At 61.5% G+C, this 24,432-nt stretch carries 21 protein-coding genes; 11 read left to right on the forward strand and 10 right to left on the reverse strand.

What is annotated here, in order from left to right; all coding sequences use genetic code 11:
* Window positions 1–5 precede the first annotated feature (5 nt).
* Entirely contained in the window at window positions 6–1,358 is a 1,353-nt protein-coding gene (locus G8767_RS09580) for an MFS transporter (RefSeq protein WP_166809985.1), read from the reverse strand.
* A complete protein-coding gene (locus G8767_RS09585; protein WP_166809986.1) occupies window positions 1,355–2,572 on the reverse strand; it encodes a M20 family metallopeptidase in 1,218 nt (405 codons plus the stop codon). Before G8767_RS09585 ends, G8767_RS09580 begins: the two co-directional genes overlap by 4 nt.
* 165 nt (window positions 2,573–2,737) lie before the next feature.
* Here G8767_RS09585 and G8767_RS09590 point away from each other — a divergent pair, with 165 nt between their 5' ends.
* Entirely contained in the window at window positions 2,738–3,805 is a 1,068-nt protein-coding gene (locus tag G8767_RS09590; protein ID WP_020971326.1) for an Lrp/AsnC family transcriptional regulator, read from the forward strand.
* Between the two features lie 42 nt (window positions 3,806–3,847).
* Here G8767_RS09590 and G8767_RS09595 read toward each other — a convergent pair whose 3' ends face one another.
* Window positions 3,848–4,480 (reverse strand): TetR/AcrR family transcriptional regulator, encoded by a 633-nt coding sequence (locus tag G8767_RS09595; RefSeq protein WP_020971327.1) that lies wholly within the window; start codon window positions 4,478–4,480, stop codon window positions 3,848–3,850.
* A 195-nt stretch (window positions 4,481–4,675) separates the two neighbouring features.
* Here G8767_RS09595 and G8767_RS09600 point away from each other — a divergent pair, with 195 nt between their 5' ends.
* Window positions 4,676–6,088, forward strand: coding sequence for an aminotransferase class V-fold PLP-dependent enzyme (locus tag G8767_RS09600; RefSeq protein WP_166809987.1), 1,413 nt, complete (start codon window positions 4,676–4,678; stop codon window positions 6,086–6,088).
* A 140-nt stretch (window positions 6,089–6,228) separates the two neighbouring features.
* Here G8767_RS09600 and G8767_RS09605 read toward each other — a convergent pair whose 3' ends face one another.
* Window positions 6,229–7,644: an amidase gene (locus G8767_RS09605; protein WP_240952112.1), complete on the reverse strand. Its 1,416-nt coding sequence runs from the start codon at window positions 7,642–7,644 to the stop codon at window positions 6,229–6,231.
* Window positions 7,645–7,710: 66 nt separating this feature from the next.
* Window positions 7,711–8,937, reverse strand: a complete 1,227-nt coding sequence (locus G8767_RS09610) for an MFS transporter (protein WP_166809988.1) — start codon at window positions 8,935–8,937, stop codon at window positions 7,711–7,713.
* A gap of 120 nt (window positions 8,938–9,057) precedes the next feature.
* Between G8767_RS09610 and G8767_RS09615 the strand changes: the two genes are divergently transcribed.
* Window positions 9,058–9,957, forward strand: a complete 900-nt coding sequence (locus tag G8767_RS09615; protein ID WP_166809989.1) for a LysR family transcriptional regulator — start codon at window positions 9,058–9,060, stop codon at window positions 9,955–9,957.
* A gap of 68 nt (window positions 9,958–10,025) precedes the next feature.
* A complete protein-coding gene (locus G8767_RS09620) occupies window positions 10,026–10,514 on the forward strand; it encodes a hypothetical protein (protein ID WP_166809990.1) in 489 nt (162 codons plus the stop codon).
* 46 nt (window positions 10,515–10,560) lie between these two features.
* Here G8767_RS09620 and G8767_RS09625 read toward each other — a convergent pair whose 3' ends face one another.
* A complete protein-coding gene (locus tag G8767_RS09625) occupies window positions 10,561–12,105 on the reverse strand; it encodes an AMP-binding protein (RefSeq protein WP_166809991.1) in 1,545 nt (514 codons plus the stop codon).
* Window positions 12,106–12,369: 264 nt separating this feature from the next.
* Here G8767_RS09625 and G8767_RS09630 point away from each other — a divergent pair, with 264 nt between their 5' ends.
* Window positions 12,370–14,091 carry a CocE/NonD family hydrolase gene (locus G8767_RS09630; RefSeq protein ID WP_166809992.1) on the forward strand — a complete coding sequence of 574 codons (1,722 nt, stop codon included), beginning with the start codon at window positions 12,370–12,372 and terminating at the stop codon, window positions 14,089–14,091.
* 79 nt (window positions 14,092–14,170) lie between these two features.
* Here the strand turns inward: G8767_RS09630 and G8767_RS09635 are convergent, their stop codons facing one another.
* The 4 genes from G8767_RS09635 to G8767_RS09650 all read right to left on the reverse strand — a co-directional run bounded on the left by G8767_RS09635 (window position 14,171) and on the right by G8767_RS09650 (window position 18,071).
* Window positions 14,171–14,998, reverse strand: coding sequence for a LuxR C-terminal-related transcriptional regulator (locus tag G8767_RS09635; RefSeq protein ID WP_166809993.1), 828 nt, complete (start codon window positions 14,996–14,998; stop codon window positions 14,171–14,173).
* Between the two features lie 130 nt (window positions 14,999–15,128).
* Window positions 15,129–15,989: an acetylxylan esterase gene (locus G8767_RS09640; protein WP_166809994.1), complete on the reverse strand. Its 861-nt coding sequence runs from the start codon at window positions 15,987–15,989 to the stop codon at window positions 15,129–15,131.
* Between the two features lie 268 nt (window positions 15,990–16,257).
* A complete protein-coding gene (locus G8767_RS09645) occupies window positions 16,258–17,184 on the reverse strand; it encodes a LysR family transcriptional regulator (RefSeq protein WP_166809995.1) in 927 nt (308 codons plus the stop codon).
* Window positions 17,181–18,071, reverse strand: coding sequence for a LysR family transcriptional regulator (locus G8767_RS09650; protein WP_124567251.1), 891 nt, complete (start codon window positions 18,069–18,071; stop codon window positions 17,181–17,183). The genes G8767_RS09645 and G8767_RS09650 overlap by 4 nt, the downstream gene beginning before the upstream one ends.
* Before the next feature lie 272 nt (window positions 18,072–18,343).
* Here G8767_RS09650 and G8767_RS09655 point away from each other — a divergent pair, with 272 nt between their 5' ends.
* From G8767_RS09655 to G8767_RS09680, 6 genes are all read left to right on the forward strand, one after another.
* The gene (locus G8767_RS09655; protein WP_124567252.1) at window positions 18,344–19,216 is read left to right on the forward strand and encodes an ABC transporter permease; all 873 of its coding nucleotides are present in this window, start codon (window positions 18,344–18,346) and stop codon (window positions 19,214–19,216) included.
* An 11-nt stretch (window positions 19,217–19,227) separates the two neighbouring features.
* Window positions 19,228–20,001 (forward strand): ABC transporter ATP-binding protein, encoded by a 774-nt coding sequence (locus tag G8767_RS09660; RefSeq protein ID WP_234036600.1) that lies wholly within the window; start codon window positions 19,228–19,230, stop codon window positions 19,999–20,001.
* Between the two features lie 61 nt (window positions 20,002–20,062).
* A complete protein-coding gene (locus G8767_RS09665; protein ID WP_166809996.1) occupies window positions 20,063–21,019 on the forward strand; it encodes an ABC transporter substrate-binding protein in 957 nt (318 codons plus the stop codon).
* Between the two features lie 49 nt (window positions 21,020–21,068).
* Complete coding sequence (locus G8767_RS09670) at window positions 21,069–22,166, forward strand: hypothetical protein (RefSeq protein WP_166809997.1); 1,098 nt, start codon at window positions 21,069–21,071, stop codon at window positions 22,164–22,166.
* Window positions 22,163–23,299, forward strand: coding sequence for a CoA transferase (locus tag G8767_RS09675; RefSeq protein WP_124567256.1), 1,137 nt, complete (start codon window positions 22,163–22,165; stop codon window positions 23,297–23,299). The genes G8767_RS09670 and G8767_RS09675 overlap by 4 nt, the downstream gene beginning before the upstream one ends.
* 79 nt (window positions 23,300–23,378) lie before the next feature.
* A complete protein-coding gene (locus tag G8767_RS09680; RefSeq protein WP_166809998.1) occupies window positions 23,379–24,362 on the forward strand; it encodes a nitronate monooxygenase family protein in 984 nt (327 codons plus the stop codon).
* Window positions 24,363–24,432 lie beyond the last annotated feature (70 nt).

Consider the following 24,432-nt stretch of genomic DNA (forward strand, 5'->3'; position numbering starts at 1 on the left):
ATGAGCTAAACACTGGAAGGGGAGAGGGATTCGGAAACTTCGCCGGCAGCAGTGAGGTCCTTTCCTTTCGACTCGGGCAGGAAGAAGATCACGGTGGCGACCGAGATTGCCATCAGAACAATGGCGTACCAGTTGAAGACGCCGGGAATTCCCTTGTCGGCGAAGAAGGCCTGTAGATACGGAGTCGTACCACCGAAAACTGCGACGGCGAGGGAAGTCGGTAATCCGATTCCGACCGCGCGCATGCGAGTCGGGAACATCTCGGAGAACACGGCAGGACCGATGGACACGGTGCCGGCCATGAATACCAGGGCAATTGCCATTGCCACGAACAACTGCCACGCCTGCCCCCGAATGATGGAGGTGAGCGGAAACAGCAAGGTGATCATCATGATTCCCGAGAAGATCAACACCGGGCGCCGGCCGATGCGATCCGAGACGGTTCCCCAGACAGGCAACATGATGATGAACACGACATTGGCGGCGGCTCCCGCCCACATTGCTCCCGAAGGATCCACGCCGTGGACACTGATGGCATACGCCGGAGTTGCCACGGCCCACACGTAATAGTTGACCGTCGATCCGACCGTCATCGCAGCGACTCGCACCAGCAGACGACGATGTTCACGGATCTGCGACCACAGTGAAGGCTTGGACTTCTGCGATTCCGACTTCTGTGATTTGGCAGATGATTCGAAGATCTCTGTTTCCTGCAACCGTGATCGCAGGTACAGCGCGAACAACCCGAAGACTCCGCCGAGCACGAACGGAATTCGCCAACCGTAACTGCTCATTTGGGCGTCAGTGAGTATTCCCGAGAGGACCGCCGCCAGAACTGCGCCGCAGATGATGCCGATGGTTCCGGAAAAGTAGATCAAGCTGGCCCACAAGCCGCGCTTCTCTCTCGGCGCCATTTCCGATATATACGTATTGGCCGAGGGCAACTCTCCGCCGTGAGCCAGACCCTGGATCATTCGACACGTCACCAAGACGACGGCAGCCCAAGCTCCGATCGTCTCGTGCGTTGGGGTGAGGCCGATGATCAGACTCCCCACTGCGGCGAGCCCGACTGCGACGGTCATCGAAAACTGTCGGCCGCGGCGATCCGCGATCAAACCGAAGAGCACTCCGCCGAATGGGCGGGCGACGAACCCGACGGCGAAGACTCCAAAAGTCTTCAGCAGATCGGACATCGGGCTTCCGCTGGCAAAGAACTGTGGTGCGAAGAACACCGCAAAAAGAGCGTAGATGTTCCAGTCGAACCACTCCATGGCATTTCCGGTGCCGATTCCGAACAGAACCTTCAGGTTCTTCTTCCTCGACGAGGACTGTGTGGCTTCTTCGTGGTGATCGCTCATCGTGTACCTCCAGCGGTGACGGCCAGCTTTTCGACAGCCAGAGCCGAATAGACCGCGGCCGCATCCCCGAGCACACCCTCGAAGAACTGTGCACGCGGTGAATGGTTTGTCGGAGCAGCGATCGGATCACAGCCCGGCATTGCTGCGCCGAGACCGATGAACGCTCCCGGCACTCTGTCCAGGACATAGGAAAAATCTTCGGAACTGCTTGTCGGCCTTGGTGATTCCAGGTAGTGCTCCTCGCCGAGCAATTCACGAATCACGCCCTCACCGAATGCAACTTCTTCCGCATTGTTGACGGTCAAGGGGAACTGGGCACGGAAATCGACGTCCACCTCTACGCCGTGCGCGGCGGCAATGCCCTCGAGTCCACGGCGGATCACTGCGCCGAGTTGTTCCTCGTTCTCTGCCGACCAGTGACGGACGGTGGCACCGAAATGTGCGGAATCGGGGATCACGTTGTGTGCCGTGCCCGCATCCACGACCCCCACGGTGATGACAACCGGATCGAATGCGTCGAAATCCCGTGTCACAATGACCTGCAGCGATGTGATCATCTGTGCCGCAGCCGTGATCGGGTCCTTCGCGCGGTGCGGCGACGAGCCGTGACCACCCGCGCCTCGCACCGTCACGTCGAGAGTGTGCGACGCCGACATGATCGGCCCCGGCCTGCTCACGAAGAGTCCGGCCGGGATCCCGTTGGCCATGACGTGCAGTCCGTACGCGTAGTCGGCACGCTTTCCGGATACATCCAGCACGCCCTCGTCGATCATGTTCTTGGCCCCACCCCAGCCCTCTTCACCGGGTTGGAACATGAACACGACGTCACCGGCCAAGTGATCGCGGTGATGAGAGAGCAGCCTCGCCGCGCCGACCAATGCGGTTGTGTGCAAGTCGTGTCCGCACGCATGCATGGCTCCGTTCGTAGAGGCAAAGTCCACCCCGGTGCGCTCGTCGACCGGAAGCGCATCCATGTCGGCTCGCAGCAGCACTGTCGTCGTATCGTCTGAATCCCTCGCTGTACCTCGCAGGACGGCCGTAACCGAGGTACTCGAGGTTCCGGTGGAGATCTCGAGTGGGAGTCCCTGCAGCGCTTCGAGCACCCGCTCCTGGGTTCGTGGTAGTTCGAGGCCGATCTCCGGCTCACGATGTAACTCGTGCCGCAGCGCGACGAGGTCGCCCTGCATCTCGTCTGCGTCATCTTTCAGGTTCACAGAATGTGGCCTTTCGTTGGCAGGGGAAGACTCGCGAATTTCCGGAGACAGGCGCAGGTGCGATCTGCTGTTCTCGCAGCCCGGCACGATGTGTCGTAGGTAACGATCTAGATAGCTATGATGAAGCTTCCCTTAGGAATGATCGAGAATTCGCAGGAATTTCGCATGAGTGATGAATCAATGAAGGAATTCGACATGCTCGATGCGGCGGACCAGGCAATGGTTCACGCATTGCAGATCAACCCGAGGGCAAGTTGGTCGCAGATCGGGAAGGCTCTCGACCTCGATCCGGTGACTCTGTCCCGTCGATGGATCCGGCTGGTCGACCGCGGTGCAGCATGGATCGGGTGCAATCCTGGCCCGATCCTGGCCGCGTCCGGTCTGGGAAATCTTGCCTTCGTGGAAATCGACTGTGTCAACGGCAGCGTGCAAGCCGTGGCGCACGCGCTCAGCGAGCAGCGGATGGTGACCGGAATCGAACACGTGACGGGCGCGCGCGACCTGCTGGTCACGGTGATGGTGACGGATTTGAGCGTCCTGTCGCAGTGGGCCACCGAGGAGTTGGGTGCCATTGCCGGCGTCGTATCGAGCCGCATCCAGCTCGCCGGGACGATTTACACCGGCGGCAGTCGGTGGCGGTTGCGTGCGCTGAGTTCGAGTCAGGCGGATGCTCTGGCGGCAACGCGCATCACGGTGGATCACCACGGCGCGTTTCGGCCGACGGACATGGACCGACGCATCATGGTTGCACTGTCGGTGGACGGTCGAGCGTCGTACACCGAATTAGCCGAAGAATGTGGCGCCAGCGTCGACACGATTCGACGACGTGCGCGCCGCCTTTTTGCCGCTGGGATGGCCCGACCCCGCTGCGAGGTGGCGCGCCCTCTCTCCGGAAGCCAGGTGACCGTCATCCTCTGGGCCCAGGTTTCGCCGTCTCAGATCGGCCATGCTGCACTGACGATCTCGGCTATGCCCGAGGTCCGTCGATGCACGGGGGTCACTGGGCGCGACAACTTGCTGATCGTCGCGTGGGCACGGTCCGTGGACGACGCGCAGCGACTCGAAGGACGGTTGTGCGAAGCACTTCCCGGTCTCTCGATCGCAGATCGCGTGATCTCGCTGTGGACGATGAAGCTCAACGGTCACCTGCTCGACGAGCGGGGGTACCGCGTGGGAGCGGTGCCGATCAGCCCCGGTGAGCCGGCCCGTCGCAGTGTGGAACCTTCCGCGTGAAGCTCATTGCGCAGTCTTCGAAAGACCTTGGAAGCAAGACACTCAACTCTTTGCGGTGCCGGACAAACCGAGTGAAGTCGGCAATATGTGATCGACCAACATGTCGACGATGCGTTCAGCTTCGTCAGGAGCGAGGAGAGTCGCGAACCGGACGGTCGAGCCCGCGATGTGATTGCACGTGAAGACAAGCTGATCGACGTCGTACTGCATCGACTCCGGCACCACGCCACGGATAACGTCAGCGATGAGAGCACTGGTCTGACGTGTGTTCTCCACATCGATCCGAGCGAGGTCGGGGTTTGCGACGGCTGCTGACCACACCGCCGCGTACGTGGTGTCGTCGCGGAAGATCTGCCAGTAGCCGCGGACAATGGAACTGATGACTTCGCGTGCGTCTTGCACCGTCCCGGCGGGAGCGATCGATTCGATGAGACGGGCACGCACCAGGCCTTCGTATCGCTCGAGCAGCGTCTGCACGATGGCGGCCTTTCCCGGAAAGTATCGGTAAATCGACGGGAGCCGAAGGCCTGCTGCCGATGCCAGTTCACTCATGGTCATGGCATCGATGCCGTCGCGCGCGATGAGCTCTGCCGCACAATCCAAGATGGCCTCGACGCGCGCCTTGCTGCGCTGCTGTTCCGGAAGGCGACGGGAGGGAACGGCGTCGGTCGTCATCGTGCAATCTCCGTCATGGATACGAGAATATACGGCCTTCGCCCCTTGACATGACAGAGTGTCACGTTCACCATATGTGAAAGGTTCTCACGTATCGGTTCGTTTGTTCGCCGGTGCGCCGACGATCCTCTTCGATTAGTTCGGCTTGACATCGCCGACGACCCAATCAAGTTGACACACAAGAGGAGTCAAGACGTGTTGGAAAACGGTGTGCCGATCGACCAGGTGCTGGCGGAGCTTGCCGAACGGCATCGAATGGATGACCCGTACGCAGATCGTCCCGGCATGGTGAACATGTACAACACTGGTCTCGACACCGTCGAGAAGGTCGCAACAGATGCCTTCGGAATGTACATACATGTGAATCCCCTGTACTCGTCGACGTTTCCGAGCGTCTATGCGCTGGAGAAGGAGTTGGTCCGCGCCGCGAATGACATGCTGCACGCGCCCCACGACGCCACCGGCAGCTGGACCATGGGTGGCAGCGAAAGCATCATGATGGCCACGAAGGCCGCACGAGACGGAGCGAAGCACATCACGCGGCCGAACATGGTGCTTCCGATCTCGGCCCATGCGGCATGGTGGAAGGCTGCGCACTACCTCGGCGTCGAGGCCCGGACTACGACGGTGGACCCGGAGACGTACAAGGCCGACGTCGCTGCAGTCAAAGCGGCCGTCGACGAGAACACGATCTTCGTGGTTCTGTCGGCACCCCAGTACGGGCAGGGCGTGATCGATCCGATCGAAGAGATCGGTGAGTTCTGCCTGGAACAGGGGATTCGCCTCAACGTCGATGCCTGCATCGGTGGCTGGGTTCTTCCGTTCGCCGAACGGCAAGGATGCGAGATTCCGCTGTGGGACTTCAGAGTTCCCGGCGTCAGCTCGATCACCGTCGACCTGCAGAAGTACGGGTACACGAACAAAGGATGCTCGCTCGTTCTGTATCGCAGTCGCGAACTACGTCTTCCACAGTTCTTCGCACACGCGAATTGGACCGGCTACCCGATCGTCAATTCCACGGTGATGAGTTCGAAACCAGGCGGGTTGCTCGCCGCAGCATGGTCGATCGTCAAACACATCGGAGACGACGGCTACATGCATCTCGTCGAAGAGGGTCTGCGGATTCGCCGGGAACTGGAGGCGGGGGTCGCCGCGATACCAGGGCTGCGAATCATGGGGAAGCCCGAATCCACGCTCGCTGCAATCACAACCGATCCAGACGCGGACGAGGGCGTCGACTTCTTCCTCTGGATCGACGAACTCGCGAAGCGGAACTGGACCATGCAGCCACAGTTGACGCAGCCCGGCGTTCCTCCGAGCATCCACTTCACGATCGCGAAACAGCATGGTGATTACATGGCCGAGTTCATCGACGTCATGCGAGAGGCCTTGGACGCAGCGCGACTTCGTGACCCCTTGATTCCGGCGGAGCGCCTCGCCGAGATTCACGCCCTGCCCGCCGACACTACTTTCGCCGACATCGTGCCCGTCGTGATGGACAGCTTCGAGGACGGGAAGCCGTCGACGAAGACGCACCTCGTGCTCGACGCCCTGCCGATGCCGCTGCGAGAGATGGCGATGCTCGCCTACTTCGACGCACTCACGTGAGCCGGCGATCAGTGTCGATCGACGAAACAGCAACTCGCCGAACACCAAAGATCTCCCGTTGACTCGAAGGAGATCGTTGGTCTCCGTCGACGGCCGCCACGTCCGAGAATCCTGTCGACCACCGAGGTGAGTCGAGGTACTCACGAGAAAGCGCGACCGTTCGGATGTTCGCTCGGAAAGGGCAAAACCCCTTCCAGGGCGAGACCAATGGTGAAGGCCGTATGGTCGTCGTACGGCCGCGTGACGATCTGTGTGCCCGTGGGGATTCCGTTCCGAGCGAATCCGGTGGGGATTGTCAGCACCGGGCAACTGCTCAGGATGTTGAAGGTGATTGCCGGTACAGCCTCGAGATAGAACTCCAATTCTGTTCCAGCCACCTTGATTCCGTGCCCGACGTAGTCGTCACCGGCAAGAAGCCCGTCCGTCGCCACTGCCGGAGTGATCAATGCGTCATAGGTGTCGAACAGAGACCCGATCGACGAATACAGTTCGGCTTCGATCGCGAGTCCGTCGAGGAAAGTCGCGTCACCACGGGTGCGGCGTGCCCATCGGGCGAATTCCTTCGCGTACTCCGTGACCTTGTCGGGGTGCGCGGACGCTTCGGCAGAAATCGAAGCACCGAATACGTGGTCGTAGTGAATGGCAGCAGCGCGCATGATTGCAGCGCGTGACAGGTCGACTTCGACGATCTCGGCGCGTGCGCCCAGCGCAGTGAGAGTATCCACCAACTTCGCCGTGTTCTCGGCGACGTCCGAAGCAACCGGCCAGTCACCCAACGCGGGAATCACGGCGATACGCATGCCTGTGCACGAACGCATCGCGAAGGTAGATAACTGCGATGCCGGTACATGCGAGGCAATGTCGGTGGAGGTCGGTCCCGCGATGACTGATTGCATTGTGAGACAATCGCTTACGGTGCGAGCCATCGGACCGCAGTGGCAGTAGCGATCGAGGTTGAAGGGAGGATCGACCGGGACACGTCCGTGCGGTGGCTTGAACCCGACAATTCCGTTGAACGACGACGGAGTTCGGATCGATCCCGCAACATCGGAGCCGGTAGCCAAGTGCGTCATACCGGTGGCAAGTGCGACTGCCGATCCGCCGGAAGACCCACCGGAGGAGTATTTCGTGTTCCACGGATTGCGAGTGACGCCCCACAACTCGGACTGCGTGAACGCGGCCGAGGAGAATTCCGGGGCGGTCGATCGCGCGTGGACGACGGCACCGGCGTCGATGATTCGCTGCACGAAAGTCGAAGTGTGAGTGGCGATCACATCCTCATAGACCTTGGACCCTTGAGTCCACGGTTGACCTTGCACCGGTTCGTCCTCTTTCACCACAACGGGAACACCGGCGAACGGAAGCCCGTCATCCCAGCCGCGGGCGTAGTGACGTTCGGCTGATTTCGCTTGTGCCCGTGCAGCATCGAAGAACGTATGTCCCACTGCATTCACGGTTGGGTTGAGCGCCTCGATACGCTCGATGGTGGACTCGAGCACTTCCACCGGAGACAGCGATTTGTCTCGGTAGCGGCCGAGCATCTCGGTCACGTTCATGAAGGTTACATCGGACATCGCGCGCATATCTGTTGTCCTGCCTGTGTGAAAAATTTGTGTGGTCGGCTACGTTGTCTGTTCCTGTTTTGCCGCGACAGGACTGCGGATTACCGCGAGCAGCATTGCAAGAGTGGCGATTCCCGCTGCGATCCAGAAGACCGATCGGGGACCGGAGTGGTCGTGAACGCGTCCGCCCACGAACGCGCCGAGGGCGATGCTTGCATTGAAGACTGCGACCCAGAGGGCGGATGCAGCCTCTCGGTGTGCGGGAGCTGCGTGTGCGATCCATGTCTGAGTACTCACGGATACACCGCCGTAGAAGAAACCCCATGCCGCCATGAGCAGAGCGCCGGCGATCAAGGTGGCGGCCCAGATCGGAAACAGGGCGAGTGTCAACGCTATTCCCACGCTGAGGACGACGACCACCGTCTTCGAAGACTTGGCGGCGGATGGCCCGGCAATGAAGTTGCCGACGACGCCGAGGACACCGTAGATCAGGAGCATCGTGCCGACCTGCGAAGCGTTCGACCTTGCAAAGAACTCCAGTCCCGGACGCACATAGGTGTAGGCCGCGAAATGAGCGGTGACGAGGAGAGCGGTAATTGCGATTCCGACCCGGACTCCTGGGTTCCGAAAAGCCTCCAGGAGACTGCCGAGCGACAAGGCTTGATCGGCCGGCATCGTCGGCAGGACAGCGAACATGGCGAGCGCGATCACCGCCGCGGCGCAGCTGAGAGCCCAGAAAGCGACGCTCCACCCGGCTGCCGCCCCGATGTACGTCCCAGCAGGAACACCGAGAACTGAGGCGACGGCGATTCCGCTGAAGATGATCGTGGTCGCCAACCCGACGGATCTGGTCTCCACCAACCTGGGAGCCAGGCTCGCGGCGAGTGCCCAGACTCCGCCCATGCTCACCCCTAGAAGGACGCGAGCCACAGCGAGGACAGCGAAGCTCGGCGCAAGGGCTGTGAGGGCGTTCGCCGCTGCGACGAACAGCATCAAGACGATGAGCGTCGACCGACGATCGAAGCGCCGGGTCACAACGGGCACGAACGGCGCAGTGGCCGCTGCCACCAACCCGGTGATGACCAGCGAGAGCCCGATGGTCCCTTCGCTTTCCACCAGAGCAGCACCGATCGGGGTGAGTAGCCCGACCGGCATCATCTCTGCCGCGACAACGACGAAGGTGGACGCTGCGATCAGGGCGACAGCAGCCCAGTGGTTCTCGGTGGTGTGTGCGTGGGTTGGGGATGTGGGCGCAGGGCTGTGCTGCCCGGGCGCGGAATGTGGCATGTAACCAGGGAAGCTCTCACAGGCCACCGGATCAACGGCGAATCGCTCATCCAACCATTAGCCCAATTCATCGATGAGCAAGGATGGAGTGCGCGAACGAGTCGTGGATCGGAGTGAAATATGTCGGAACTTCCGATGCGTGAGATCGAGTGCTTCCTCGTGCTCGCTGAAGAACTGCACTTCGGTCGCACCGGAGAACGGTTGTTCATCTCCCAGAGTCGGGTCAGTCAGCTGATCAGCGCGTTGGAGCGTCGTATCGGCACAAGCCTCGTAGCGCGGACCAGTCGCCAGGTGCACCTCACTGAATTCGGCGCCGAATTTCTTGCGTCGCTGGCTCCCGCCCACCGAGCACTCGCAGCAGTGATCGACGACGCTCGAACGAAGGCGCGCAACATACCGACACCACTTCGGGTGGGTTTCCAAGGAGCAATTTACGATTCGATCGCGACGGCAGTCTCTCGCTTCGAGATACAACATCCGCAAATATGCGTGACCATCAAGGAATTACCCCTTGGTGATCCGTTCAGTGATGTACTCGCCGGGCGAATCGATGCGGCGGTAGCCCTTCTCCCCGTGGATGAGCCCGAACTGACAACCGGGCTCGTCTTTTCTCGACAGCCCCCGACACTGGCCGTCTCAGTCCATCACCCGTTCAGTGAACTGGACGTGATCGACGCCGAGCATTTAGCGCAGATATGCCTGGTACCGATCACTGGACCCGCCCCTGACTATTGGCAGCGTGTGAATTCCCCGAGCACAACGCCGGGCGGAGCCACGATTCCCACGCAGGGTGGGGCGAGCACCGTTCAAGAAGGCCTGTCGCAGGTCGCATTCAGCCAAGTCGGCCTCATCCTGTGTGCCGCTACCGCTGCATACAGCCAGCGCTCGGACATCACATTCGTGCCGATCAACGGATTACCTGAATCTGCATTGGGACTGTTGTGGCGAACCGATCTCGAAAGCCCACGACTTCGCGCTTTCGCGAAGGCGATCGAGGAAGCACACACCTGTCCAACCTGACGGCGATCAGTCAAGTCGCGGAAGGACTCCGGGGCGTTGGTGCGCATCGTGTGTGGGATGATCACGCCATGTCTGCGATCACCGATTACTTCACGGCACCCTCGGATGAGCACGCCGAATCTGCACTCGAAGGACTCGTCGACCTGGAACCAGCGGCGATCGAGGCGAACGATGCCTCTCGCCCGCGGATCCAGCTGGCTGCGAGCGGAACCCCAGTTCTACAGGCGAAGGGTGTCGATCCAGTTGTCGCACTCGGCCGGCTGGAAGCATCCCTCACCGCTCGACCCTACGACGAGGTCGCAAAAGGTCCACGCTGCGGGAAACTCGTCGCAATGAGCGACGACGGCGACACCCTCGTGCTCACGGTTGCCGACGAATTACGTGATGCACTAGCGGAATTGAACGCTGAAGGTGTCGCCGCTGCTGCGGCAGCCTGGGCGATCGACGAGATGGGTGAGCCGTCGGAGAACACGCTGCCCTTCCTGACCGCCTTCGCCGAACTAGCTGCCAGAGCTGTGGCCGAAGGCGAACGAATGTACGGCTACGTCGTCATCTGACGCTCAGATTCTCGCCAGATATCAACCGCCGCAACATTCGCCGAAGTCAGTTGACCTGCCGATCCCGACCTTGCCAGAACTCTTGACGAAGCTTGAACTTCTGGATCTTCCCGGTAGCAGTGCGTGCCAACTCCGGACGGAATTCGACCCGCTTCGGGCACTTGTAGCCGGCAAGTCGCGTGCGGCAGTGGGCGATGAGTGCTGCTTCGTCGATCGATTCCGCGCTCTCGTCGAGCACGACGAGCGCAGTTACCAATTCACCCCACTTCTCGTCCGGGATACCGATGACTGCGACCTCCCTGACCGCTGGATGTGACATGAGCGCGTCCTCGACCTCGATCGAAGTCACGTTTTCGCCACCGGTGATGATGACGTCCTTCTTCCGGTCGGCGATCGTGACGTAACCGTCCTCGAAAGTGCCGCCGTCGCCGGTGTGGAACCAATCGTCCTCCAGCGCACTCGCTGTCGCCTCGGGATTCTCCCAGTACGACGCGAGGATGTGGTTGGACCGTGCGAGCACTTCGCCGGTGTCGTCGACCTTGATCTGCACACCGATGGCCGGTGCGCCCGCTCGCCCGAGCAGTCGAGCTTGCTCGGGCACCGGTAGGTCGTCCCACTCGGAACGCATGCGCGACATCGTGAGCAGTGGCGACGTCTCGGTGAGACCGTAGATCTGAATGAACTCCCAACCAAGGTCGACCCTGATCCGCTCGATCGTTCGGGTCGGGGGTGGGGCGCCGGCGACGATGATGCGCACCCGGTCGCGGCCGGGAATTTCGCCTTCCCACGTCTTGGCGGCGTCCAGGATCGCCGAGACGACAGCCGGCGCGGCACACAGATACGTGACACCGTGCTCCTCGATGCGGCGCAGGATCTCAGCACCGTCGACCTTGCGCAGGACGACGCTCTTCGCGCCGATTGCCGTCGTGACGAAGGGGTGTCCCCAGCCATTGGCGTGGAAGGTCGGGAGCGTGTGCAGGTAGACGTCTCGATCGGTAACGGTTGCCTGCCAACCGAACACAACCGCGTTGATCCAGTTGCTGCGGTGCGTCAGCTGCACACCTTTGGGACGGGCAGTGGTTCCGGAGGTGTAGTTGATCGTGGCGGTCGCGTTCTCCTTCGTCGCCGCGTCCGCGACCCACGGCCTCGGATCGGCATTCGGCCCCCAGATCCGATCGTCGTCTCGGCCGAGGACGAACGTGCGCTTGCACGGCACCTCGGCAACAAGGTGCTCGAGTTCGGGGTCGACCAACAGGACCTCGGCCCCCGAGTGCTCGACGATGTACTGGATCTCCGGAACACTGAGCCTGTAGTTGATCGGCACCAGCACCCTGCCCCATCCGGCGACGCCGTAGAACGAGGCGAGGAATCGGGCCGCGTTGTGCGAGACGATGGCAACGCGACCACCGACCGGGACGCCCAACTCGTCGAGCGTCGCCGCTTGCCGACGAGCGAGGTCGCCGAGGTCGGCGAACGTGATCTCGCCCCACGACTGCGCCGGCTGATCCGGCTCGTCGACGATGGCGACTCGATCGGGGTAGACAGTGACCGCCCGGTCGAGGAAATCACTGATGGTCAGCGGGATGATCATGCGCACTCCAGGTCTTGGGCCGAGTTTGTGGCCCGGGAGATCCGACAAAGACGGATAGCTTTGCCCGCGTTCGGCACTGTTACCACCCTCCGAAGAGGGTATCGATTCCAGGTTCCCTCAGCCCCCTCTTCGGAGGGTACGAAGTGTGACTGTCACCGATCACCCTGTGCTTCATGCCTCACCCTCGTGTCGCCCGAGATCGGTCCAGCCCGGTCGAACGTCGAGGGTCGGACACATTCGATTCGCCCCATCCAAGGAGACTTCATGGCACACGTGTACAACTCCGGCGTCGAAATTCCCATGCGGGACGGCGTCACACTCGCAGCTCTCGTATTCCAACCCCTTGAAGGCAACGCCCCCACCCTGTTGCTGCGCACTCCCTACGGGCTCGCATCCCACGGCGCCGGACCCACCGAAGTCCTGCCTTTCGTCGACGCGGGCTACGCCGTCGTATGGGTCGAAAGCCGTGGAACATTCAAGTCGGAGGGGGAATTTCGGCCCAAAACGAACGAACCGGAGGACGGCTACGACACCGTGGAATGGATCATCTCGCAACCGTGGTCGGACGGACAGGTCGGCACCTATGGGCCGTCGTATTGCGGAATGACACAGTGGGCGACCGCGTCCACGGGACATCCCGCGCTGAAAGCCAGTGTGGTGAAAGAGACGGCGATGAATTGGTACCGAGGTTTGTGGTATCACCCCGGCGGTGCGCTTTCTCAAAGCTTTTCGACGTTTTGGCCTACAGCTATGAACGCAAGCAACGAGCGCAGGAAGCTTGCTGCAGGGCGGGGCAGCCTCGATCGCGTGCTCGACTTGGGCGGCGGTCTGCTCAACGGTCGTGGACTTTCTCTCAACGACCACACACCGATCTCGACCCACCCATTGCTTCCCCTCGAGCAGTGGATGAGCGAGATTCTTGATCACCCCGACTACGACGAATTCTGGAAGGAACAGGACTTCACCACTTCGGTTCCCGAGATGACCCAGCCCGTCCTCTCCATCGCCGGCTGGTACGACATATTCATCGTCGAGCAATTACGCGACTTCGAAAGGTTCCGGAGAGAGGCTGGTTCGGAGGAAGCTCGAACAGGTTCACGTCTTGTCGTCGGCCCCTGGATTCACGAACTGGACTACTCCTCCGAATTTCCCGACCGCGACTTCGGCGCCATCGGAGCCGCCGCAGCGTGCGACCTGACCGGTGCGCACCTGCAGCATTTCAATCGGTGGCTACGCCCGGGAGTTGATGCACCCGCGCCGTCACCCGCGCCGGTGAGGCTGTTCGTCATGGGAATCGACCAGTGGCGGGACGAACAGGACTGGCCGCTACCGGACACGACATATGTCGACTACTTCCTCTCCGGTGATGCCCCGAACGGCCGAGGAGAACTGCTGCTGGGCGGACCGGGGGCAGCGTCGGAGTCTCGATACCGGTACGACCCACGAGACCCGGTACCCACTGCAGGTGGACCGAGCATGCCCGCGCGGTTCGGATTCAACGGTCCCGTTGACCAGAAGGAGGTTGCATCGCGACCGGATGTCTTGTGCTTCACCGGCCCAGCACTCGATGAGGACACCGAGGTCACCGGATACGTCAAGGCAACGCTGTTCGTCACCTCCGACGCAGTCGACACCGATTTCACCGCCAAACTCGTCGATGTATTTCCTGACGGGAAAGCCATCAACCTCTGCGACGGCATCCTGCGTGCCCGCTACCGCAACGGCCTCGATCGCCCAGAACACCTGGTCCCGGGAGCGGTCTACGAAGTCGAGATCGATGTGGCCGCGACGTCCAACGTGTTTCGTGCTGGGCACCGGATCCGCGTCGACATCTCCAGCAGTAACTTCCCTCACTACGACCGCAACACCAACACCGGCGGTTTCGTCAGTCGCGAATCCATCGACGACGCCGTGGTCGCGCACAACACCATCCTCACCGGACCCGACCACCCCAGCCGTCTGGTTCTTCCCCGGATCAACCGCTGACCAGTACCTGCACTGACCGGCGGTTGCCGGAACCACACTCATGGTCCCGGCAACCGTCCCAACGGTGTGAGCATGACGGTCACGCGATCATGCCGTCCCGACGAGCAAGGACAACAGCCTCCAACCGGGTACTCGCGCCGAGCTTGTGCATAGCGGACTTCATGTAACTCTTGACCGTGAACAGAGCCAGACCCAACACTCCGGCTATCTGAACATTCGTCATGCCCGCGCCGGCCACCGTCAGGACGTCGATTTCACGTTTCGTGAGCGAAGCGCTGCCGACGCTTTCGGAGCGTCCCCCCTCGTCGACCAGCCGGGCTGCGGCCTTGACGAGCGCCGCACGCACATCAGCATCACCGACACTGCCGGCAAGGAGCCGTAATTCCGCATAGACCGATCGCACCTGCTCGCGCAAACGCGCATTCACGGTCGCTTCTTCGGACAACACACCGTTCGTCGAAGTCACGGCACTGACAGCCAGTTCTTGCTCCAGCGCCCGCGCTTCCTGCACGACGGTGTCCTCGATGCGACCTCCCACGACCTCGGAAGTGCGAAACGCGCCGTAAATGACTCCCACCGTCTGACGCCCGACAATGATCGGCGTGGCGACCAGCGCCTTGAGCCGCTCAGCTCGGATGACCTTGTCATATCGGTGTGTGATCACCTGGGTGTCGAAATAATCGTTGACGGCGATCGGCCGGCGCATGACCGCCACCTTGCCGCCGAGTCCCTCACTCGGATCCAGCGTCAGGCCGGGGAGCGCTCCGAGGGTCGGACCGTCGAAGCGCTCGATTAGGAGGTTTCCGGCTCTGTTGACGGGCCCACCGAATGCAAGGGAGGCCCCTGTCGAGACCCGGACCCGCTTGAGGGCGCGCTCCATACGCGTGCCCAGATCTTGCGCAGTCAAATCGTTCGATCCCCTATCAGGAGGGTGTAACCCAGCGCTCAGTTCCGTCCCCCTGTGACGGCTATCATAGCGACGCGAGCAGGCTACACCGTCCCGACCCGGACTTTGTCTTCCACCGGCAGTGACCAGGTCAGCCCGGGATCTGCAGGGCCAGATCGTTGCGGTCGAAGTCCGAGAACTGCTGGGTGTCAGTGCAGTATCCGCAGTTCGCCCCGAAGAACTCGGTGCGAGCGTTCGGATCGTCGAGTAACCAGTACCGCAGCCAGGCGGTGCTCGGCCCGCGCATGTCGCCACCGGTGATCGCCGTACCGAAGTGCGTCGCGCCGCGCAGTTCCAGATACTCGGCGGGCACGTGGTCGGCATCCTCGTACATCGCCCGCACGATCGCCGGCCAGACGATCGCGTCGGCCTGACCGGCAAGATAGAGAACCGGCTCGTCGATGAGGTCGACATCGTTGAGCGGGCCCGGCTGGATCGCGACGGCAGTGTCGACGCGGTCGTCGATCGCGGCATTGATCGCCGCAGATCCGCCCTGCGAGTGCCCCACCGCACCAATATGTTCCAGGTCAACTTTGCCGAAGAAGACACTGGATGGGTTGGCTGCCTTACTTTCGATGAGATCAATTCCCGACCGCATGGTGATGGCGAAGTTACTTGCCGGGGTATTGGCGGCCACCACGATGAATCCATGGCTGGCGTAATGGCGCAACAAGGAGGTGTAAGCGCCGGGGAGCACGCCGGTCCCGTTCCCCCAGATCACAACCGGATGCTTCTCGCCTCGTGCGCCGAGCTGACGCGGGTAGTAAAGAGTGTGCACCAGCCCGATCGACACAGTCGGCGTGTACGGCCCTGCGCTCGCCCAGTCGTGACCGACGCTCGGGATGCCGGGCGTCTCGGCGGCGGCCGTTCCGGCCGGGCCCGCGAGTCCGAGTGTCGCGCACAGCGCAACCGCCGCTACAGCATTCGCGAACAATTGCAGAGATTTTCGCATGAAGGTCGACCTTTCGAAGTTGCGGCAATTTCGGTGCAGACGGTTCGATCACGGGACGCTCGGGGTCCTGTATTCGGTAGGTGAACCACATTCGGTGAATTGTCGACCCAGAGTGACGTGTATTACATAGTTTCCGGAAGGCGGTCCGTCGGCTTTGTTCGAGAAAACGGACTATGCCAGAAGTGTTGTGTCTGAACACAAAATCATCGTTCCCGACAGATAGCCGGCCGCCGCGAATACCCAGAGTTCAAGAGAGAATCACCTCTGCCTAAGGCTCCCGCGCGGATTGCTCGGCGCACAGCCGTAGGAAGTGTTCGACGATCTGGGTGTTCTGGCCATCCCTTGCCACGGCTGCGATCTTGCGCGGTGGAAGCTCGAGTATCTCGCCGACCGTGCAACCGCGCTGGGATGCGCGCTCAGCACTCGAGAGTTCGAGAATCACAGCACCGATTCCTTCATACGCGAAATCCGCGAAGGCGTCGCGGTGCTGTGACCTCATCACGAAGGCGTGGTCGATCCGAGGTTCGATCGAACGCAGGTGGCGATACACGTCAGATGTCTCGAACCGTGGTGCGACGACCAGGCCGATGCGCATCAGGTCTTCGCCAACGAACACTCCGTCAACCGGGGCTGGAGTGCCGGGCGGGCAGACGAGTCGCAAGTTGTGGTCCGGAAGGCGAACGATTCGCGTCCCGGGGACACCGGTAGGCGGCGACTCCATGATTGCCACGTCCGCTGTGCCGGCCATGACCGGGTGAATTGCGTCGGCGACTGACGACCCAGGCGGATCCGAGATGGTGATCCTCAGGTTCGGCACCTTGGTACGCAGCGCTCCGAGCAATACCGCGGTGGGATCGTCCGCAAGGCTCGCCGTCGTGGCGACGCTGAGGTGAGGGAAAGCTGACAGCACCGACTCGCTGTCGATCACCAATCGGTCGAGCGCGGCCAACGCATCGCGGGCTGGATCGATGAAATTTCGTCCGCGTGCAGTCAATGTCGCGCCGGCCCGCCCCCGATTGAAAAGCTTTCCTCCGACGCGTCTTTCAAGTCGCGCAATCGATTGAGAGACGCTCGACGTTCCCGTGAACCGGTACGCCGCTGCCGCCGTGATACTGCCGTGTTCGACGACTGCGAGGAAGTCTTGTAGCTGCTGCGGATCGATTCGTGGACTCGCAGACTCGCCGAAGTTGCTCATCCGGCATTCCCCAGTCCACCCTCGTCACGCAATCGAGTCGTCGTTTCGATAAACGCTTGTGCCGCAGGCGATGGCGTCGAACCGTGAAACATCCACAGATCGCGACTGAGCGGGGGGCGAGTACGACGAAGCACCACGCCTTCTCCGACGGTGTCAGCGACGGATTCAGGAAGGAATGCGACCCCGACTCCCGCGCGCACAAGGGGAATCATCGAGGCCGCAGAAATGGTCTCCGCAACCACGGCCTCGTCCACCGTGCGTTCGCCAAGGCGTTCGGCCAATAGCCGCCGTGTCACATCACCACGCGGGCTGGCGATCAACCCGATTCGAAGAAGATCGGTCAACTCATCTGCCCCCTCCCCGCTGCTTCGTGCACTCGGCACCAGCGCCACAATTCTTTGCCGACCGAGGAGAATTCGTTCAACACCTTCGTCGAACACCTCGTCCACCCCGATGCCTACGTCAGCCTGACCCGAGGCGACCACCATTCCGATTCCGTCGGTGTCGTTGCTGAGCATCGTCACCGCAACATTCGGAAACCTGGTTGTGAACGCACCCAGAGCTGTGGCCGCCGGATCACGCGCCAGCGTCCGCGGACATACGACCGTCAGCCTCCCACGCTGCACGACGTTCAACGGATGCAAAGCGTGATCCAGATCCCGGTACGCCCGAAGTACTTGGGCTGCCGGACCGGTGAGATCGCGTCCAGCGTCCGTCAGGGTGACTCCCCGCGAACCGCGCCGGACGAGCGTCAGCCCGCACTCTTTCTCCATTCTGGCCAGAGCCTCCGAGATGGTCGGCTGGCTCACTCCCAGTCCGCGTGCAGCCGCCGAAATGCTGCCGCGATCCGCAAGGGCGAGAAAGTATTCCAGATGACGTCGGTCCACCAGGGCGCTCCCTTCTCCGTAGAAATCTGCGTGTGCGCACGGTTCCGGCCTCGTTGGCTCGCTGAGTTCGGCGGGGTTTGCCCCCGGCCGAGGCCATAGGGAAACCCTATGGCATCCCTCTCGAATGTGGCGTAGACGGGAAGAAGAATCCCGTGATCTGCTTCACATATGAACGCAGTGAGCAACAACCCGGGGAGCTTCGATCAGACGTACCCGTCTGCTTTTTCGGAGCGACCATCACGGCCTGTGAGCACTCCGGGGGAGGCACAGAGATGACCGAAACCATAACCACGAGTGCGTCATCGGGCTCGGCGTCACCCCGATCTGCGGAGCGAGCGCACTCTGAGCCGAAGCCCGCTCGACGGCGTCGAGTCGGCACTCGCCTCACCATCGGGGTACGACTGGCCCAGGTCGCGCTGCTTCTGGTCCTACTCGGCGCGTGGCAACTCGTCGCATCGCAAGGCTGGATCGAGCCGGTTCTGGCCAAAACGCCGGGGGAGGCCTGGAATTACTTCACCGCAGCGGTGCATTCGGGTGAGATTTCGTCCAACTTGCGCGCCACGATGACTGCTGTCGTGATCGCCTGGATCCTCGCGAGTGCCGTCGGAGTGGCGGTCGGACTCTCACTCGGCCTGCTCCCGACCCTCGAACGCATCATGAGTCCGTTCTTGGATGCGGCGAATGCCATGCCGCGCCTAGCGCTGGCGCCCCTGCTCATCGTCATTTTCGGTATCACGATGACGGCGAAGGTCGCTCTCGCGTTCACACTCGTTTTCTTCATAGTCTGCTCGAGCGCACGGGCCGGCGTGAAGTCGGTGGACGACGAATGGCTCCGGCTTTCCACTGTCCTCAATGCCAGTAAGACGCAGGTGTTTTGGCATATTCTGCTCCCCGTCGCGACCCCCGGCATCTTTGCCGGTCTTCGGTTGGGGCTGATCTATTCGCTACTTGGCGTGGTGGGTTCGGAACTGATCTCGTCACGAGACGGGCTGGGCCAGCTTGTGTCGATCTACTCTGCCCAGTTCCGCATGGAAGCGGTCTACGCGATCCTCATACTTCTCGCAATCGTCGCAGTCGTCCTCAACCAGGCCATGAATTTCGCCGAGCGTTACCTCCTTCGGTGGCAGCCCCCGGCTCGACGATGACAGGAATCATCATGGATACCAACGTGATTACGCCCGCAGTCCAACTCGACGGACTGACGATATCCTTCCCCTCACCAGACGGATCGGTGAAGACAGTGGTCGATGATCTCGACCTCACAATCCCTCGCGGACAGTTCGTGAGTCTGGTCGGCAGGAGTGGTTGCGGCAAGACCACCCTGCTCAACGCGCTCGCTGGATTGGTGGAAGCGACGGAAGGCAAGACCGAGGTCCTCGGCACAACGCCATTCGACGCTCGTTCCCGGATGGGCTTCATGATGGCTCGAGATGCGCTGTTCCCGTGGCGAACAGCGCAGAAGAACGTGGAGTACGGTCTCGAATTGAGAGGAGTACCCAAGGCGGAGAGACGAACTCAATCCGCGCGCTGGCTTGCCGCCGTTCAAATGTCCGAGGCATCACAACTGTGGACTTGGCAACTCTCCCAAGGGATGCGTCAGCGTGTCGCGTTGGCCCGAACGTGGGCTCTGGATCCGGACATCTTGTTGATGGACGAACCCTTTGCCGCCCTCGATGCGCAAACCCGAGTCGAAGTACAGCGAGAATTCCTCGAGCTTTGGCAATCCCAGGTAGGCCGGACGGTCATCTTCGTAACCCACGACCTCGGCGAAGCCATCTGTCTCTCCGACCGCGTTCTGCTGCTCGGGGCCGGCCGGGTGATCGACGACGTCAGCATCGACATCGAACGCCCCCGCGAACTCGAAACCCTTACCTCCGAACCTCGATACATCGAAATCTTCAACCGGCTGCGCGGTCAACTCGACCACTGATGTGCCCAGCCAACTCAGCTCGACTACTGATGCGCCCAGCCCATCAAGGAGCAGGAAACCCATGAAACTTCGACCTTTCGTCGGCACAGCCGTAGCAACGGCCCTACTGCTTTCCGCGTGCGGAGGGGGAGGGCGTCCGAACGACGGTAGCGTCGCCATCGGGGTCTACCCCGCGAGCGCTTTGTCCCTCCCTGTCTACGTCGCCGTCCAACAAGGAATGTTCGACAAGGAGGGCCTCGACGTCGAGCTTATCGACGGAAAGAACGGGCCCGAGCTCATCAGCGGTCTCATCGGCGGCACAACCGATCTCGCGGTCGGCGCACCCGGAACCGTCGTGCCGGCCATCGAGCAAGGGCAGAGACTGCGGCCCCTTTCCCCGTACGGGTCGATCGATCTTGCCATCGCCGTGACGAAAGACAGCGGCATCGCCACCGTCGAGGATTTGCCCGGCAAGCGGATCGCCATACCGTCACGTGGCGGTGCGGCCGAGCAATTCGTCAATCAGCTTCTTGCGGAGCGAAACATCGATGCATCCACAGTGCAATTCATCGCAGCGGCACCCACCGCGAGTCAGATACCACTCGCGCGGAAGGGCGACATCGATGCCGCGGTTCTCACCGCTGCCAGTCAAGCCGTATTCGACGCTCAAGGAATACCGATGGCACCGATTACCTCAGTCAACCCTGTGGGCTCTGACGGCGTGAGCTCATACGGCCTGGGCACTGTGCTCGTCACGACAGCCACATTCGCCGAATCCGATGCTGCTGCCCCCGTTTGTGCGGCGCTCGAGGCCGCAGCAGGGTGGATAGCCGATCCCGCCAACGAGCAAGCAGGGGCTCAACTTCTCACCGAGCGGATGAATGTCCCCGCCGACAAAGCCACCGAGGTGTGGGCTTCTCAGAAGAACCTCTGGCCGGTCGAGATTTCGGCCCACCGATGGACGCAGAACGTGACATGGGTGAACAACCAGACCTCGGGCAAGTCCGACGCAGATGTCCCTTTCGACACCCTCTGCTGACCAACTCCCATACCCAATCCAGTTCGACTACCACGAAAGAGAAGAAACGATGACACAACTCGCTGACCAGTCAACCCGATCCGAGTCCACACACGATCGCCGGCAGCTCACCGAGGCTTGGTCCGCAGTCACCGACAGCCTGGCGACGTTCGGGTCGACAGCTGCCGCCACCGGATCACCGCTGGACAGCACCGAAGGTGTACGGCACGCACTTCGCCTGTTCGGATACCTCGCCGAGATGAACATCGAGCGCCAAGACGTGCTCCGACCTGAACTCTTCACCCTGATGTCACCGATGCGAAAGTTCTGGGGAGATGGCATCGACGTCGACTACTGGACTGCGATGATCGACCCCAAGGAGACGTACCGAATTCACGGTAACCGCGGCACAGTGCCGTACGTCGCGGTCCTCGCCAATCGCGTCGGTGCGTCTGGGACCGACAGGGTCGCCGACAACATCGTCATCGACGACAAGGTGTGCGACGCGGACGGTAACTTCGAGATCTTCATCGCACAAGAGCTGGAGGGGCGCAGCGGAATTCGACTGGACGAGCGTTGCTTCGACGTAGTAGTGCGTGTCTATCACAAGACGCGAAGCGCGGAGATCGATCCCGTGCTCCACATCGAGCGTCTCGGCCCGCCGCCTGGCGCACGCCCTGATCTCGACACGGCGTGGCTGGTCCAGCGCCTCACGAAACTTGCCCGGGGTATGGATGTCAGCCTTCGACGCAGTCTTCAGCTCATCGAAACGCTCAGTCAGTCTCCCAACGAGATTCGCGTGACCTCGGAGCAACGAGGGTGGGGAGACTTCTACGGCACCAGCTCCAACCAGTACGTTGCCGGCTGGTGGTCACTGAAAGATGCTACTGCCGTGGATATTACATTTACTGTCCCGGACTGCACCTACTTCGGCGTAATGCTGTACAACCACTGGTTCGAGTCCTTCGAGTACCGCGACCACACCGTCAACCTCAACGACGCCCACTTCGAGCGCAACGACGATGGAACCGTGACGATCCGAATCGGGGGAGTAGAAGGCGACAGAAACCGGTTGAACCCCTGCAACCACACCGAAGGCATTCTGTTGGCGCGCTGCCTGGAGCCTGCCGAGTCCGTCGCTTCGCCTCATGTGGAGATCATTCGATGACCGACGAAGTTGACCTGCCGTTGGCAGGTGTCCGCGTAGTGGAGATCGGTCAACTGATCGCGATACCCAGTGCCGCACAGCAGTTGTCCGACCTCGGCGCCGAGGTCATCAAGCTGGAGCCTCCGGGCGGTGAACCGGCCCGTCAAATCGACGCCGACTATGCGCGTGGCATCTTCTACGGGTACAACCGTGGGAAGCGTTCAATCTGCCTCGACCTCAAAGACTCCGCCGATCTGCGACGGGCTCAGGATCTGATCGCGTCGAGCGACATCTTGCTGCACAATCTTCGCCCGGGAACGCTTGATCGATTGGGATTCTCCTCTGCCGAACTACAACGCCTGCGACCGGAAATCATCGCCGTCTCGGTGAGCGGGTACGGGGCGGAAGGCCCGTCCTCTACCCGCGCCGGGCTCGACATCGCCGCGCAAGCGGAGAGTGGACTGATGTCGGTGACGGGCGAGGCTGATGGCCCACCACAACGTGTGGGCGCACCGGTCATAGACCATGCAACGAGCTATGTCGTCGCGCAGGCGGCTCTGGCAGCGCTACTGCGACGTGAGCGCACCGGCAAAGGATCGTCCGTCCGAGTCTCCCTGCTGGACGTCGCAATCCACTTGCAGACGGCCAACTGGATCGAGTGGCAGGTATCGGGCAAACCTATGAGTCGCAAAGGGAACGGGCAACCAAGCGTCGCACCCGCTGCAGATGTCTTTCGTGCCCTCGACGGCGAGCTGGTGATCAGCGGATACCAACCGCGAGCCTGGATCGAACTGTGCAAGGCGATCGACCTGCCAGAGTTGGCCGACGATCCGCGGTTTACCACCAACGAGCTGCGCGTCGAAAACCGTGCAGACCTCGTCACCACGATCGAGAAGCAGCTGTGCCACCGTAGTGCCGCGGAAGCGGTAGAGCATCTCACTGCGGCCGGAGTGGTTGCCGCGCTTGTGCGCAACTACGACGAGGTAATCTGCGCCGACGATGTGATTGCGAACCGTACCTTCATTCCCGGCGCCAACGAACATGGCGAACAATACTTGACGCCTGCCATGCCCTATCGGTCCGAACCTCCGATGGTACGAACTGAGTCCTCGCAGGTTCCGGCCTTGAACGAGTGGGCTTCGTCAACGCATTGAAGCCGGTGTGAAGTCGAAATTCAGTCGGCATCAACGTAACTGACAAACCGATATCCATGCATCATCGAGGAGATGTCCAGTGCTGACAACTGCATTTACCGAGACGTTCGGAGTGCGCCACCCCATCGTGCAGGGCGGCATGCAGTGGGTGGGGAGAGCAGAACTCGTAGCGGCAGTTGCAAACGCGGGCGCGCTCGGCATGCTCACTGCTCTGACACAGCCGACACCTGACGACCTTGCCCGAGAAATATCCCGAACCCGCGAGCTCACCGATCAACCTTTCGGGGTCAACCTCACAATTCTCCCAACGATCACGCCCCCGCCCTACGATGAGTATCGCAATGTGATCATCGACTGCGGAGTAAAAGTCGTCGAGACAGCCGGCTCCTCTCCCGCACCGCATCTGCCGCACTTTCACGCCGCCGGCATCAAGGTTCTCCACAAGTGCACCAGCGTCCGCCACGCGGTCAAAGCCCAGGCCCTCGGCGTCGACGGCATCAGTATTGACGGGTTCGAATGTGCCGGGCATCCAGGGGAAGACGACGTACCGGGTCTCGTCCTCATCGCTGCAGCAGCAGAACGGATCAGCATTCCCATGATCGCGTCCGGTGGATTTGCCGACGCGCGAGGATTGGTGGCTGCCCTGGCGCTTGGCGCCGACGGCATCAACATGGGCACCCGGTTCATGTGCACCGATGAGTCTCCCATTCACCGCAACATCAAGGATGCGATAGTTGCTGCGTCTGAGGTGGACACCGAGCTGATTTTCAGGTCACTACGTAATACGGCTCGCGTAGCACGCAACAGCGTCAGCCAAGAGGTTGTCGAAATTCTCTCCAGCGGTGGCAAATTCGAAGACGTTCGAGATCTTGTAGCCGGTGTGCGGGGCAGAGCGGTGTTCGACAGCGGCGACCCCGAGGCTGGCATCTGGACGGCTGGGACTGTGCAAGGATTGATTCACGACATCACCACAGTGGGCGAATTGGTGGAACGAATTGTCGCAGAGGCCGAAGCTCTTATTGCCGGACGGCTTGCCGGCCTCCTGGATCGTGTCAGCGCCTGACGCTATCCGAACCGCTGAGCGCTACTGTCGGCGAGTTCTTCGCACATGATTCCTGCCGTTGCGCTCGCCG

Source organism: Rhodococcus sp. IC4_135, assembly GCF_011602025.1.
Classification (GTDB): domain Bacteria; phylum Actinomycetota; class Actinomycetes; order Mycobacteriales; family Mycobacteriaceae; genus Rhodococcus_F; species Rhodococcus_F baikonurensis.